Annotated in this window: 16 protein-coding genes; 8 read left to right on the plus strand and 8 right to left on the minus strand. The window is 33.5% G+C overall.

Annotated elements, in window-relative coordinates; all coding sequences use genetic code 11:
• Position 1 precedes the first annotated feature (1 nt).
• Together ABEG63_RS03510 and ABEG63_RS03515 are read left to right on the plus strand one after the other, a co-directional pair.
• Positions 2–940: a glycosyltransferase family 2 protein gene (locus tag ABEG63_RS03510; RefSeq protein WP_346583021.1), complete on the plus strand. Its 939-nt coding sequence runs from the start codon at positions 2–4 to the stop codon at positions 938–940.
• A gap of 15 nt (positions 941–955) precedes the next feature.
• Positions 956–1894, plus strand: a complete 939-nt coding sequence (locus ABEG63_RS03515) for a glycosyltransferase family 2 protein (RefSeq protein WP_346583023.1) — start codon at positions 956–958, stop codon at positions 1892–1894.
• On the opposite strand, the gene ABEG63_RS03520 is transcribed toward ABEG63_RS03515, so the two are convergent.
• From ABEG63_RS03520 to ABEG63_RS03555, 8 genes are all read right to left on the minus strand, one after another.
• Positions 1886–2812, minus strand: coding sequence for a hypothetical protein (locus tag ABEG63_RS03520; protein ID WP_346583026.1), 927 nt, complete (start codon positions 2810–2812; stop codon positions 1886–1888). The genes ABEG63_RS03515 and ABEG63_RS03520 overlap by 9 nt on opposite strands.
• 1 nt (position 2813) lies before the next feature.
• A complete protein-coding gene (locus ABEG63_RS03525; RefSeq protein WP_346583028.1) occupies positions 2814–4232 on the minus strand; it encodes an MBOAT family O-acyltransferase in 1419 nt (472 codons plus the stop codon).
• Positions 4232–4612, minus strand: a complete 381-nt coding sequence (locus ABEG63_RS03530; protein ID WP_346583030.1) for a VOC family protein — start codon at positions 4610–4612, stop codon at positions 4232–4234. The genes ABEG63_RS03525 and ABEG63_RS03530 overlap by 1 nt, the downstream gene beginning before the upstream one ends.
• Complete coding sequence (locus tag ABEG63_RS03535; protein ID WP_267405617.1) at positions 4612–4851, minus strand: acyl carrier protein; 240 nt, start codon at positions 4849–4851, stop codon at positions 4612–4614. The genes ABEG63_RS03530 and ABEG63_RS03535 overlap by 1 nt, the downstream gene beginning before the upstream one ends.
• Positions 4852–4873: 22 nt before the next feature.
• Complete coding sequence (locus ABEG63_RS03540) at positions 4874–6598, minus strand: HAD-IIIC family phosphatase (RefSeq protein WP_346583032.1); 1725 nt, start codon at positions 6596–6598, stop codon at positions 4874–4876.
• Positions 6599–6690: 92 nt separating this feature from the next.
• Positions 6691–7656 carry a hypothetical protein gene (locus ABEG63_RS03545; protein WP_346583034.1) on the minus strand — a complete coding sequence of 322 codons (966 nt, stop codon included), beginning with the start codon at positions 7654–7656 and terminating at the stop codon, positions 6691–6693.
• Positions 7657–9090: an MBOAT family O-acyltransferase gene (locus ABEG63_RS03550; protein WP_346583036.1), complete on the minus strand. Its 1434-nt coding sequence runs from the start codon at positions 9088–9090 to the stop codon at positions 7657–7659.
• Positions 9091–9127: 37 nt separating this feature from the next.
• Positions 9128–9898: a class I SAM-dependent methyltransferase gene (locus tag ABEG63_RS03555; protein ID WP_346583038.1), complete on the minus strand. Its 771-nt coding sequence runs from the start codon at positions 9896–9898 to the stop codon at positions 9128–9130.
• A gap of 226 nt (positions 9899–10124) precedes the next feature.
• On the opposite strand from ABEG63_RS03555, the gene ABEG63_RS03560 reads away from it, so the two are divergent.
• From ABEG63_RS03560 to ABEG63_RS03585, 6 genes are all read left to right on the plus strand, one after another.
• Positions 10125–10967, plus strand: a complete 843-nt coding sequence (locus ABEG63_RS03560; protein ID WP_346583040.1) for a glycosyltransferase — start codon at positions 10125–10127, stop codon at positions 10965–10967.
• A gap of 2 nt (positions 10968–10969) precedes the next feature.
• Entirely contained in the window at positions 10970–12124 is a 1155-nt protein-coding gene (locus ABEG63_RS03565) for a glycosyltransferase (protein WP_267405627.1), read from the plus strand.
• Entirely contained in the window at positions 12121–12684 is a 564-nt protein-coding gene (locus ABEG63_RS03570) for a DapH/DapD/GlmU-related protein (protein WP_346583042.1), read from the plus strand. The genes ABEG63_RS03565 and ABEG63_RS03570 overlap by 4 nt, the downstream gene beginning before the upstream one ends.
• Complete coding sequence (locus ABEG63_RS03575; protein ID WP_346583044.1) at positions 12685–13836, plus strand: glycosyltransferase; 1152 nt, start codon at positions 12685–12687, stop codon at positions 13834–13836.
• A gap of 12 nt (positions 13837–13848) precedes the next feature.
• A complete protein-coding gene (locus ABEG63_RS03580; protein WP_312389452.1) occupies positions 13849–14403 on the plus strand; it encodes a serine acetyltransferase in 555 nt (184 codons plus the stop codon).
• A 367-nt stretch (positions 14404–14770) separates the two neighbouring features.
• The gene (locus ABEG63_RS03585; RefSeq protein WP_267405635.1) at positions 14771–15439 is read left to right on the plus strand and encodes a carbonic anhydrase; all 669 of its coding nucleotides are present in this window, start codon (positions 14771–14773) and stop codon (positions 15437–15439) included.
• Positions 15440–15442 lie beyond the last annotated feature (3 nt).

A 15442-nucleotide genomic window follows, 5' to 3' on the forward strand; every position in this document is an offset into this window, starting at 1 on the left:
TATGAAAATATCCGTCATCATTCCCGTTTATAATGCTGAAAAGTATGTTTCACAAGCTGTGGAATCGGCTTTGCAGTTTGAAGAAGTCTATGAAGTTGTTTTAATTGAAGACAAATCGCCCGATAATGCGCTGGAAGTTTGTCAGAAATTAGCGGAAAAATATAATCAGGTAAAGCTTTATCAACATCCTGACAAAGGGAATCACGGGGCAGGAGCTTCAAGAAATTTGGGTTTGGAAAAGGTAACCGGAGATTTTATTGCATTTCTAGATGCAGATGACATTTATTTACCCAATCGTTTTAATGCGGAAAGAGATTTGTTTAAAAATCCTAAAGTAGAAGGCGTTTACGGAGCTACTGGTGTTCAATATTATTCGGAAAAAGCGAGAGAACAATATTATCCTATTTATCAAGACAAATTGGATACTGTATATAAAAAAACTGAGCCAGAGCATGTTTATCAAGGATTAGTTCATTTTAGAGGAACTTTTGGATTGATTCATTTGGATGCTTTAACGCTAAGAAAATCTTCAATGTTGAAGATTCATAAAATGTTCGAAACCTCTCTCCGACTCCATCAGGATTCTGAATTTGTTGTGAGATTAGCTTATTACTTAAAATTGTATACAGGAATTAACGAAACGCCTGTGGCTCTGAGAGGTATTCATGAAAACAACAGAATTACAACAGTAGATTCTGCTAAAATAAATCCTGCAACAACGCGTGTTTTTTTGTGGAAAGAATTAGATCAATGGGCACAAAACGAGCCTTCTATGCCGGAAAATGTGAAAATTCATATTCATAGAATGCATCGCAGTTTTGAGATTGCCATTGCTCCAAGATTCAAAAAATACGGAATGATTGCAACATACCTCATCACCGACTACAAAAGTATTCGCTCAGGATTATATAATATTAATTTCAGACATTCGATATTTTAAGTTAAATTTATATTAATGAAAATATCTGTCATCGTTCCCGTTTATAATGCCGAAAAATACGTTTCTCAGGCTGTAGAATCTGCTTTGCAGTTTGAAGAAGTATTCGAAATTATTTTAATTGAAGATAAATCGCCGGATAACGCCCTAAAAATTTGTCAGGAATTAGCCCAAAAGCATGAAAAAGTAAAGCTTTTTCAACATCCTGATCAAGAAAATCATGGTGCGGGAGCTTCAAGAAACTTAGGTCTTGAAAAAGCGACCGGAGATTTTATTGCCTTTTTGGATGCAGATGATTATTATCTACCCAACAGATTTGATGCAGAAAAAGAAATGTTCAAAAATCCTGAAGTAGAAGGTATTTACGGAGCTATTGGCGTTCAGTATTATTCTGAAAAGGCAAAAGAACAATATTATAATCAATATGAAGATCGTTTAACCACTGTTTATAAAAAGCATCATCCAAAAGATGTATTTCCGGGACAAATACACATGCGAGGAACTTTCGGGCAGTTTACGCTAGATGCGCTTACTATACGCAAAACATCTTTACAGAAGATGAAGGATTTTTTTAAAACAAATTTAAAGCTTCATCAGGACAGTGAATTTCTTTTCAGACTCTCCTATTACCTCGATCTTTATCCTGGCATTTTAGACCAAGCTGTGGCCATGAGAGGCGTACATGAAAATAATAGAATAACAAAGGTGAATTCAGGCAAAATAAACCCTGCAACAACCCGCGTTTTACTGTGGAACGAGCTTAATAATTGGGCTAAAAACGAAGAAACACTACCTGAAAATGTAAAAACTCATATCAACAGAATGCATCGAAGTTTCGAGATCGCTTTGGCTCCAAAAATTAAAAAATGGGGAATGATCGGGAAATATCTGATTACAGATTATCCAAGTATACGTTCGGGATTATTTAATATTAATTTCAGAAAGAATTTATTTTAACTTTCTCTTATCCAACAAGATAGAATCAGCAATCTGAGCTGTAAACTTTTTACCAGATTCTTTATACATGTGGTTTCCGTCTGTGTAAATATAATCATCCGGTTTTTTAGATAAATCGAAGAACTTTACTCCGTTTTTTTGGGCGATATTTTCTATTTTTTCGCTGAAATCAGGCGCGTATTGATCTTCAAGTTTCATCATTCCACCAAAAGCCGGAATTCTTACAATATAAACGCTCCCTTTATTCTTCAGGTATTGAATCATATCAACAAAGCCCTTCGTTCTAAAGGGTGATACTTTTTGATTCTTCATTAAATCTGTATAGCCTTCAATCTTCTTTACCGCTCTTGCGCTTACACTATCCGGATGTACATCTACACTTACTTCCATCCAGCCGTTTTTATGCAGATAGGTCACAGATTTTCCAACTTCTTCTCTTTCTTTATAAATATTAAACCAACTTCGGGAATAATGTTTTAGAAGATATTCGTAATTCGGAGTCATGTTGAAAAAATTCATATCTGCCAGAGGAGAATTTTTATCCGGATCTTCTTTTGAATTTTCTAGATTTTTATCCATTGAAAAACACCAAGGATCAACCGTTAAAATAAAAATTCCGTCTTTCGTATCAGGATTTATTTTTTTCTTTAAGGCTTCAAGATAAACCTGTCCGTAAGGCGAATCTCCAATATTTAAAGCGAAATTATTAAATGTTTTACCTTTAAATTTTTCGTCCAAAACGTCCGGAACTAAAGCCTGGCCGCCGCGGGAATCTCCCAAGATCATATTTGAAGGACTTGGCCCAATGTAATGTCTGTAATTATCATCTGTATTGCCGTCTGCATAAGTTCCCAAGAACAGTAGAACGGCCACAATTCCTACAATATAAAACGATATTTTAATTAAAAACTTCTTCATATTAAAACTGTTCATAGATGAAACTTCCATTTCCAAATACACCGTAATACATGATCATAAAAATCAGGAAAATGTAAAATAGTCTTCTCGTAACAGGCTTGAAACGGCTGATTTCAAGACCGTGTTCTTTATCTTTATTCAACCAGTCTATCAAAATAATGATTCCTATTAATCCTAAAATTTTAACCTGAATAAATTTCGGAATCGAGAATAATGAAAGGCTGAAAATTCTGCCATACATTCCGAAAGCGTCTGTAAGATTCGGTGCCACAAAAAGAACTAAAGCAAAGCAAACCATAGTCATTGTAAGCATAATATTTCCAAATTCCGGAAGCGTAGGAATAGATTTGGTAAATTTTTTCTTCTTGTTTAATTTGTCTTTTAAAATCAAAGGAACATAATAAAGTCCGTGAAGTAATCCGAACAATACAAAGGTAAATCTCGGTCCGTGCCAAGCTCCAATTAATATAAAATTCAAAATAATAGCGGCAATTAATCCCTTCTTTTCATAGTCTCTAAACTGAATAACCAAGGGTGTAAAAACATATTCCGTTAACCAAGAAGTTAGTGAAATATGCCATTTTCGCCAGTAATCTGCAATATTTTGCGCAAACAATGGGAAAGCAAAGTTTTTCGTGATTTTAAAACCTAATAATTTTGCAAAACCAATCGCCATATCAGAATATCCTGAAAAATCGGCATACATTTCAAAAAGAAACAATACCACCCCGAAAGCAACTGTGCTTCCTGAAAGGTGATCGTAATTTTGAAATACTTCTTGAGTAATCGGTGTAATGCTATTGGCAACCACTAACTTTTTAAATGCTCCTAAAAGAATTTGTCTCGCCGCATCTGAACCGTTTTCAACCGTAAAAACTCTTTCTTTTTTTAATTGAGGCAACAATAATCCAGCTTTATCAATCGGCCCGGAAGTCATACTCGGAAAGAACGCAATATAATTGAAAAAAGCCAACGCATCGGTTTCTGCTTTCAATTTATTATTCTTTATATCAAGAAGATAACTAATCATTCTAAAAGTATAAAAACTGATACCCAAAGGAAGGATGATCGTTAACGTAAGTGTGCTTTTAATATTAAATAAATCGGCAAAAGAATCTATAAAGAAATTGAAATATTTAAAATAAAACAGCGTCCCGATAGAAAAAAGAAGCCCAAGATTGACTAATAATTTCTTTCGTTTAGGCTCTTGACTTTCAGAAATCTTTAATCCTAAATAATAACTAATTGCCGAGCTTGTAATCAAAAGTATTAAAAATCTCCAATCCCAATTGGCATAAAAAATATAACTGGCCAATAGTAAAAATACGTTCTGTGCTTTAAGTTTTTTACCTAAAACCCACCAGTAGACAGCAAAAACAACTGAGAAAAAAAGAATGAATACTAATGATGTAAACTGCATCAATTCGCGTTTAAAAGTTCAACAATTCCATAAGGAAGCATCAAAAAAGCTACTTTTCGATTATTGAAAAGAATAGCTTCTTTGGGCGGAGAGATCAACATTCCTCCATTTTGTGTAAGATGTTCTATGGTTGCGTTAATATCTTCAACCTCATAACAAATATGGTAGTAAGAAATTCTTTTTTTCAAAAGATTCTCAACAGGTTTTCCCGAAACAAATTCGATATTTAAACCATCTTCAACCGTCACCATGCAAAGTTCTGCTTGTTGATTAGGATCAAAAACCACGGCAGTTTCTTCAACAATTTTATGAAGCTTTCTGATATTTTGGAGTTCTGCCTGTACATCTTTACAGGCAACCCCAACGTGATGAAATTTCATTATAATTTCGAAGCTATAGAATCTGCCATTTCACCGACATTATTCCAACTTTGGATTTCTGAAGATGTAAAACGAATCCCGAAAGCCTTTTCAACAGCCACAATCAGCTGAATGTGAGAAAGAGAATCCCACTCTTCAATATCATCTGCAGTCGTTTCAGCGTTTAATACAATTTCTTCGTTATCCAATTCTTCTTGAAAAACATTCGTAAGCTTAGTTAAAATCTCATTTCTATCCATAATGCGTTATTAAAATTTAGAATTATTTATTTGTTATAAAAACTTCTTTAGTTTGATAGTGATCTACATTCAAAATCCATTTATCTTCCTGAACATCAAATCCTAATCGACCGTAATGATCGGCAACCATTTGATTTTTAGATGTTGGAATATATTCTCCCTCCACGTATTTAAAACCGTTCTTTCTGGCGATATCTACAATGGTATTTAATGTAAAATCTTCCATTCCGCGCTTTAAAACACGGCAACTCATCAGCCAAGTATCGATGAAAAGTGTTTCCTGATCTTTCTTTTCAAGAACAATCACGCAAATCAATCCGTTATCGCCATATTTATCTTCTAGTGTGAAAGAAATCGTATGATGATCTTCGGAATTCATTAGATTTTCGACTTCTTGTTCTGTATATCTTATCGTTCTTAAATTGAACTGATTGGAACGTTGCGTTAACTGAGAAACTCTCGGTTTTGAAAAATTATTGAACTCCTGAACATCCGAAACCATATTCATACTTTTCAGGAAATCTTCTACGTTGGTAAAGCTTTCCAAAGCAATCGCCCGTTGTGCTTCTACCTGATATTGTTTTGTTCTTTCAGCATCATTTTCAGAAAAACTTGCCGTTTCGAACAGGTTTAAACTGTATAAATATTCAAGATATTCTGCTGGATCTTCAGGAAGTTCCGGAACGCAAACATCAGGAAGATTTTCTCTTACGATATTTCTTTCAAACGGATTGTCATCAAGAAAAACCATAGAATCAAACCCTATATTCAGAATACTTTGAATTTTTCTGATATTATCTGCCTTGTTATCCCAATTCGCAACGAAAACTGCGATATCATCAAGCTTTAGCACCATATCAGGATGTTTTTCGAATGGCTCTTTCGCTTTATCTTCATCATTCTTGCTACAAACAGCAACAATAACTCCTCTTTTCTGTAAAGATTTTACCCAATATTGAAATTCGGTGAAAGCTTTTCCAATGCCTAAACTTCCGATCTGAATTTTTTCTAAACCATCGTCACCAATGATTCCGCCCCAAGTGGTGTTATCCAAATCCAGAATTACACATTTTTTAAATTTACCCTGAATAGAAGAAATAATGCTCATCACATGATTTGCCACAATTGGCAACGCATCCAATGAAAGAACCATTTCTGTATTCACATAAATATTGGGAGAAAACATAAAATTTCTGCCCCATTTATTTTGAAGTGAAACAAGATCGGCGATGAAAAAATTACTTTTATTGATTCCGACTTGAGCGGAAAGAAGATAATTCAATTTATTTAGTTGAAAAACAAAAGATGATTCTACTTTATTGGCAAAATTTCCAAAAACCTGATTGTCAATCCCCGGAAAATTACAATAAATTACCTTACTTTTTGTTCTACTTTGAATAGTTTCGTATAACTCTTCTACGTAGTTGATTTTGTTTTCGGCAAAACTTAATTGAGAATTATAAGACTTGTAATACTGACTTAATAGTTTATGTGAAGATTCGAAAATGATCGTATAATCGGCTTGAAACTCGTAATATTCTGAAGTTGGATCTAAAATTTGTCTGGAGATCTGACCGAAATCTGCTTCGAAAACATCCAAATCAAAGCCATGATCTACCGCCGAGCCCTTCAGTGCAACATTAAGAAACTGGGTTGCTGTATCACCCAACAAGGCTACCTTTATTGTTTTTAACCCCTGTGGCTTTTTACCTATATTTTTCTTTAATTGAGTGAATGTTTTCATCATAGGTTTATGTTTAAGGCTGCAAAATACGACTTATCTCAATCATTTACAAAACCCTGGTCGTTCTTTAATTAAATCTTAATGTGAAAATAACTCTATTTTTTGTCTAAAATTTCTTCCAGCAACGGAGCCATTTTTGCAGAAAGTATCCTCGATCCTTTTTCATTTAGATGCCCCGTATCCCATCTGTTTTCATATTGATAAAACTCAGGATATGCATCAGGATTTACAAGGCTTATCACAGGAACTTTCAACACATTTTGATATACTAAAAGTTTCTTCGCATCCGGCTCTGCAGGCCCAGGGATAAACATGATTAGCTGAATATTTTTCTTCTTACATTTTTCCGCCAATTCATTAATTTTTTCAACTAAAATTTTATTTGGAACATGCTTTTCGTTATCTGCATGATATTTTTCTAATCTGGTCTTAATAACCTCTTTCAGTTTCGCTTCCTTCATTCTTGGCACCACGCTGTATTCTAATGCAGAAAAACCCTGTTTTTGATCTACAGAGATATCGTAAGCATTACTAATTGTTCTTTCGTCGTGACATTTATTAAAATGAAAAACATTTAACACAAAAGAAGCAGCTGACAAAACAACTTGTTTATAATCATGTTCCTCTTTCTGAAATTTCATTGCAAAAAGTGTATTTTCATAATTAAAAGCTCCGAAACTTCTTTCAGTTTTTAAGTTCTGTCTTGTAATATTTATTTTATCCTGAAGCTCCAGCACAATATATTTAGGTTTAAAAGAAGGATTTTGTAAAACATATTCCAACGTCTGAAAATTTTCAAGATTAAAACCCGCATTTGCACCTAAATTGTAGGATTTTATACCTTTTATCTTTTCATCAATCAACTTACTGTCAATTTGATCATTCACTTTTGAGCTTCCAATAAAGTATAAATTGTATTCAGGATGTTTTTTAAGATAATCTAATTTCGCATTCAAAAAAGGATATGAATAATTTGTATTCGGGCTAATAGCAAGTTTTATCAAGCCAATTACAAACATAATGGCGACAAACAGGGATAAGATGGAAAGAAACTTTTTCATTTAAAACTGAAAATAAATAAATTCATTACTTCCGAAATTGGCAAAATTCAACACTAAATATGCTACTACAATATAAATAACAGCCTGAACAATTGGTTTTTTTTCCTGAATTTTTAAACCATAATCATGCGTTCTGTTCATCCATTCCATTCCGAGCATAAAAATGACAAGCCAGAATAAAACCGGACGGAATTCGGTCGGAAACGAAAATAAACTTTGACTGAAAATACCTTTAATATAACCAATGGCATGAGAAACGCTTTCTGCTCTGAAGAAAATCCACGCAAAACACGTTAATGTAAATGTAAGAAGAATACTGAAAACCTCTCTGAAAGAAGGAATAATTTTCCCCATGGCAACAACTTCCAGATTATGTCTGTTCTTTTCAGCCAACAATAACGGGAGGAAAAATACGGCATTTAGTCCGCCCCAAATAATGAAAGTCCAATTCGCGCCGTGCCAAAAACCACTGACTAAAAAGATGATAAAAGTATTCCGAATTTTCATCCACAATCCTCCCTTGCTCCCTCCTAGCGGAATATAAAGGTAATCTCTGAACCATGAAGAAAGTGAAATATGCCATCTTCTCCAAAACTCGGCAATATCTCGTGAGAAATACGGATAAGAGAAGTTTTTTAATAATTCGATTCCAAATAATCTTGAAGTTCCCAAGGCAATATCTGAATATCCTGAGAAATCTCCATAGATCTGGAAAGCGAAAAGAACGGCTCCCAACGCGAGATTACTTGCACTTTCGGTTTGATAATTATTGAATATTTCGTTAACAATCGGAGCGCAATTATCGGCAATCACCATTTTTTTGAAAAATCCCCAAAGAATCTGCGCCATTCCGTCTTTTGCTTTTTGATAATCGAAAGATCGTTTCACCTGAATTTGAGGAAGTAAATGCGTTGCTCTCTCAATAGGCCCAGCCACCAAAAGCGGAAAATAGCTAACGAAAACGGCATAATCTACATAATTTCTTTCTGCCGGAATACGTTTTTTATACACATCAATCACATACGAAAGCCCATGAAATGTATAGAATGAAATACCAACCGGCAAAATCACTTTTAAAATCCACATATTGACTCCGAAACCGAATGCTTTTAATAATTCGGCAAAGTTTTCGATAAAGAAATTATAATATTTAAAGAAACCTAAAAATCCCAAATTGATCCCAATACTGATGACCAGCCATATTGTGGCTTCCCGTTTGGTCTTGCTATTCTCGATTTTAATGCCGGAAAAATAATCCAACCCAATGGAAAACATCAGAAGAAAAAGAAACCGCCAATCCCAACAGCCGTAAAAGTAAAAACTGGCTGCCAGTAAAAGCATATTCTGAAATTTATAATTCTTATTAAATACACACCAATAGAGAATAAAAACTATTGGCAAAAAAATAAGAAAGGCTATAGAATTAAAGAGCATAGAGGGATTTTCTTTAACGGAGATAAATATAAAGAAATTACTTTATAAATGCTCCTATATATTTTTTTTCATGTTCTATAATGGTCGCTTCAATACTATTATTTTCACAAAAATCCTGAAACGCAGAATTGTCCCCAATATCATCACTGATAAAAATGCCGCCTTTCTTCAAATGTGCATACAATTCTTCATATGCCCACATTCTTCCATTATAGCTTTTATCTGAATCATAATGCACTACATGAAACTCAGCACAATCAGCAAAAATCTTTGGTAACGATTCTTTATCGGCAAATCTAAATAATTTCCAGCTATTTTTAAAATTTTCAGGCACAATATATCCCACATATTGATCTCCATCTTGTGCTAAGTAAGGCATATCTGAACTGAAAAGTGCTCCGTTTCGCTTTTTTAAAGATAAAAGTGCGGCTAAAGAAGACCATCCGTAGGCAACGCCTGTTTCTACAACATTTTGTGCTTTTGTAAATTCACAGGCATAATAAATCAGCTCTAACGCACCAGCTCCGCCCATTTTAATAGGACATTCAGTTTCTCTCTTTTTAGCTATAGTTAATATTTCATTAAAGTCAGTTTCAAATTCCAACTTGTGCACATTAAAGAGTTCTGAAACCGCTTTCTGCTGAGTAACCGCCCTCTCGGCTGCCCAAAGATTTGTCTTTTCTTTTCCTTTAAATGCATTGTTTCTATTAACCGTATTTTTTATGATTTTTCTCCCAAGTTCAGGGTAAAGATCGGGACGTTTTACATATGCCACAAATGTCTTGAAGACTCTTACTATTTCACTCATTGTATTTTTTTATATTGCAAAGCTAGGCATTTTATTTCACTAAATATCGAATTTCCAACACCTTACTTCTGTTTTAATCAAATTTTAATCAAATTAAAATTTATTAGTAAAATATTTCATAAATACCATATTTTTAACCAAAAAATAATAACCAATCTAAAATTACATTACTGTTATTTTATGAATAATCATCATATTTGCAGTAATTAAAACACACTTTTATTTAATGATGACATTCTCAATTCTCATCGCAAACTATAATAATGGCAAATTTTTTAAAAATTGTTATGATTCAATTATTTCTCAAAAATATACCAATTGGGAAGTTATTATTCTCGATGATTGTTCCACAGACAATTCTCTAGAGCTCATTAATGGGCTTATAAAAGATGACAGCAGATTCAAACTATTTGAAAATGAGGTAAACTGCGGAGTTGGTATTACAAAGGCAAAACTGATAGAATTGGCCAATGGAGAAATTTGCGGTTTTGTAGATCCTGATGATGGTATTTCTCCCGATGCACTTCTTTCAAGTATTACTGTTTTTACGAAAAGTAAAGATGTAGTTCTTACCTATTCCAAATTTGTAAAATGTGATGACAATCTTCAGCCTTTAGAAATTCCCAAGTTGGCAATGCAAGTTCCAAATGGGGATCCGTATTTTTTCAATTGCCCGGTACACATTGTACATTTTGTTTCATTCAGAAAAGATGTTTATTTACAAACAGAAAAGATGAATACAATCATGAGAATTGCCGAAGATCAAGACTTATATCTGAAAATGTATGAGAAGGGAAAGGTAAAATTCATTAATGAAAATAATTATCTTTACAGAACGCACTCCGGAGGGATTTCTCAGAATGAAAACAGGCCAAAATCTCGAGAATACTTTGCACAAGTAATTTTCAATGCGATGAAACGTAGAAAATTAACAACAATTAACGGAAAAAAGGTTCCGGAAACCTACACAAATTCAAAGGAAATTTATAACTTACTGGATTATCAAACCTCAATTTTTTACCGATTTAAAAAGAAATTGAAAATTTTAATCCAAACCGCTTTTAGCTAATAATGAAAAACGATAAAATTAAAGTCCTCTTCAGGCACCGTTCTATGGAAATGGGCGGTGTGGAAAAGGTTGTTTTAAGCATGCTGAATAATCTCAACCGCGAAAAGTTTGAGATGACGTTATGTTTAAATATGAATCAGGGAGAATTGCGAAACGAAATCCCGCCCCACATTCGAAAAGTTTATCTTACTGAAGGAAAGGAAGATTTGTCAAAAAATCCTGTAATTAAAAAAGTTCAGTTAGTTAGAAGAAGATTAAAACTGAAAGAATCTGAAACCAATCCTAAAATCGCAGATAAAATCTTAAAAGATACTTATGATGTTGAAATTGCTCCCACATATGCTGTTTTTGAAGCAGTTTTGAATTCAAGCAATAAAAACTCAAAGAAAATAGGCTGGTTTCACTCAGATGTTACCGTTCCTAAATTCAAACCATTACTTCCTGCAGTTTTAAGGCAGATTCCTCAGTTTGATTATTTTATTTTTGGATCTCAGCAGACAAAAGATATTTTTGTAAAAACATTTCCTGATGTGAAATTACCGGAAAATGAAGTGATTTTAAATGCAATTCCAATTGATGAGCTACGACAAAAAGCAAACGCATTTAAGCCTGAATTTCCCAACAAACCCGTTTTTGCATCTGTAGCAAGACTACATTCTAGAAAAGGATTTCATAAATTGATGGACGCCCATGCAAGATTATTAAAAGAGGGCTTTGATCATCATATTGTAGTTATTGGCGATGGCGAAGAAAAAGAAAACTTAAAAAAACAGGCAGAAAAGTTAGGCGTTACCAAAAGTTTTGAATTTTTAGGATCTTTACTAAATCCTTATCCTTATGTAAAAAATGCCGATTTTTATATTCTGCCCTCAGAATCTGAAGGCTGGCCATTGATTATAGCCGATACTTTGATTCTCCAAAAACCCATCATTGCCACCAATGTTGGAGGAATTCCGGAAATGATTACCCATGAAGAAAATGGCTATCTCATCAATTATGAAACGGATGAAATGTATGAAGCGATGAAAAAATTCATGACTGAACCAGAATTGATTGCTAAAATCAATAAAAATTTAGAAAACATAGATGAACAGTTCGATAATCAAAAAATTTTTGATGCTGTTGAAAATATAATTTTAAAATTGTCTCACAAATGATATTATTATACAGAATTATCCTGAAAATTCGTTCTCTGTATCAGGATCTGGTAAAACAAGCTGCCATAAAAGTTGCCATCCATCAAGGAATGAAAGTTGGCGAAAATTTATATGTTCAGGGCATTCCAAACTTTGGTTCAGAATGTTTTCTGATTGAAATGGGCGACAATGTTACCATCGCAGAAGGTGTTTCATTTATCAATCACGGCGGCGACGGAAGAGTAACCAAAAGAATTGAAAAATATAAAGACGGAAGAACATTTGGAAGAATAAAAATCGGCAACAACACATTTATTGGAAAAGGCGCCGTACTTCTACCGGGAGTTTCTATTGGAAGCAACTGTATTGTAGGCTCAATGAGTGTTGTAAGCTCTTCTGTTCCTGATAATTCGGTGTATGCTGGGGCTCCGGCGAGATTTATTTGCACCATTGAGCAATATGGAGATAAATTGTTAGCAAACAATACGGTTTACCCTTTAGAATTAGAAAAAGACCGTAAAGCATTAGAAGATCACATCAAAAAAAATCTTCCTCACACTTATAAACCTGTAAGAAAATAGATGTCGAAAAAAAAGAAAATCCTCATTCGAATAGGCTCACTTCGTCACGGCGGCGCAGAAAAAGTACTTGTGACTTTTCTGAAAAATATTTCTCCCGATAAGTATGAAGTTGATTTATTAATTAATTTATATTCAGGAATTTACATTAAAGAAGTTCCATCTTGGGTTAATGTTTTTTATTTGCTTAAAGGTGAGATGATTACCACCAACAAACCTCATGAAATTCCGGTGAAGGCTTACAGAGTTCTTTACCAGAAAATGTTTCTTTGGTTTCCGTCATTGCTTTATAAATTTGTTTTAAAGAACAAAAAATATGATGTTGAGCTGGCTGCCATTCACGGGATGTATAAAGAAATACTTTCCAGTCCACAGAAAGATTCAAAGAAAATCATTTGGGTTCAGAATGATATTTTTAATTTAAAAGATTACACTTCCGAGGTTATCCGTGAATTTTTTAAGTTTGATAAAATCTTGGTTATTTCCAACAAACTTCAGGAAGAAATGCACAAGCTCGCCAAAAATGACAAAGAAAAACAGTCGGTTATTAAAATTTTCAACCCGATTGATAAACAAGATACTCTTCAAAAGGCAAATGTTTCAATTGATGACTATCCTTTTAATAATGATATTCCGACATTTGTAAGCGTGGGAACTGTTTATCCTCAAAAAGGCTACGATAGATTATTAGAAGTTCACAAAAAGCTTTTAGATGAAGGTTTAAAACATCAGTTAATCATCATTGGGGACGGTTATGACCTCAACAATATTCAGGCTTTACTTGAAAAATTAGAACTTCAGGAAACGGCAAAAATGCTGGGTTTCCGAAGCAATCCTTATCCTTATTTGAAAAAGGCAGATTTCTATATTATGTCTTCACGACATGAAGGTTTTCCAACGATTATCGCCGAAGCTTTGCTGTTAAACAAGCCAATTTCAGCGACTGATATTTCAGGAATTAAGGATCTTTTACAAGACGGAAAATTAGGAATTATTACTCCAAATTCAGAAGATGGAATTTATGATGGAATGAAAAAATTTCTAATTGACAAAAGCCTTTCTGAGCATTATAAAAAAGAAATAGAACAAACAGATCTACCTTTTGTCTTGGAAAAATCTGTTAAGCATCTTCAGGAAATAATTGATGCGGTATAAATTGTAAAATACATGTCAAACCATTCTATCATACAAAAAGATTTCTACAGAGAAAGCGGAAAATGGCTTTCAGGTTTCCAGCTTTTATCAAAGTGTATTAATCCGAATCTTCATTTTATTTATGTTTTAAGAAAATCTCAAAAGCATCTAAAAACTCCGGGTTTAAATATTTTCTGGAAGTTTGTTTTGAGGCATTATCAGATCAAATATGGTTATCAGATTTATCCAGAAACAGAAATTGGCGAAGGTTTATATTTAGGGCATTGGGGCGCATTGGTGATTAACCCAAAAGCAAAAGTCGGTAAAAACTGTAATATCGCGCAAGGTGTAACCATTGGCCAGCAAAACCGGGGAAAATCTCAAGGTTTTCCTACCATTGAAGACGAAGTGTGGATCGGTACTAATGCGGTTATTGTAGGCGGCATTACCATCGGAAGAAATACTTTGATTGCACCAAACTCTTATGTTAATTTTGATGTTCCGGCAGATTCTGTGGTGATGGGAAATCCTGGAAAAATCTATCCTAAAAGCAATGCTACAGAAGGCTATATCAATAATAAGATTTAAACCGATCTTAAAATAATCAACACATTGAAATAAATAACTTAAAAATATAAATCAACTTTTAATAAGTTGATTTTTTTATAAACAATTAAGAATATTTTATGTGTTTGAATATTGTTTTCTACCTGAGAGTTCGTAATTTTATCTGAGAATTTTAAGATGTTTAAATTATCAAAAAGGCAAAATATACGCTTTAATGATAAAAATAAGGTTTAGTATTAATTGATATATATGATTTTAAGCATATTTTAATATTAAATATTGTTAAAAGTGATTAATCTTTCAACAAAAATTATATTTTTGCATTATTGATTTGGTCTATTGAATTTAAAAATAATTTAAACGAAATAAATAATTAAACTTTTAAAGTATGTCACAATCGTACGAAAGTATTTTTGAAAACAATAGAAAATGGGTAGAATCTAAGGTTGCAGACAATCCTGAATTCTTTCATGAATTAGCTAAAACGCAGACTCCTGATTATTTATACATAGGATGTTCAGACAGCAGAGCTACAGCAGAAGAATTGATGGGTGCCAAACCAGGCGAAGTTTTCGTGACAAGAAACATTGCCAATGTGGTAAATACTTTAGATATGAGTTCAACAGCAGTTATTCAGTATGCAGTAGAACATCTGAAAGTAAAACATATTATTGTTTGCGGACATTACAACTGCGGTGGTGTAAAAGCAGCGATGACGCCTCAAGATTTAGGATTATTGAATCCTTGGCTGAGAAATATTCGTGATGTGTACAGATTGCATCAGGCAGAATTAGATTCAATTGAAGATGAAGGAAAACGTTATGACAGGCTTGTTGAGCTCAATGTTCAGGAGCAATGCATCAACGTTATAAAAATGGCCTGTGTACAGGAAAGGTATATTTTAGAAGAATATCCTGTAGTGCACGGCTGGGTTTTTGACCTGAGAACGGGTAAGATCATTGATTTGGAGATCGATTTTGAAAAAATATTGAAAGACATCCAAAAAATCTACAATCTTACAAGCTCAGATTGGGTAATGAGCAGGAAAATAAAATAGTTT

The organism is Chryseobacterium sp. C39-AII1 (assembly GCF_039672645.1).
Classification (GTDB): Bacteria; Bacteroidota; Bacteroidia; order Flavobacteriales; family Weeksellaceae; genus Chryseobacterium.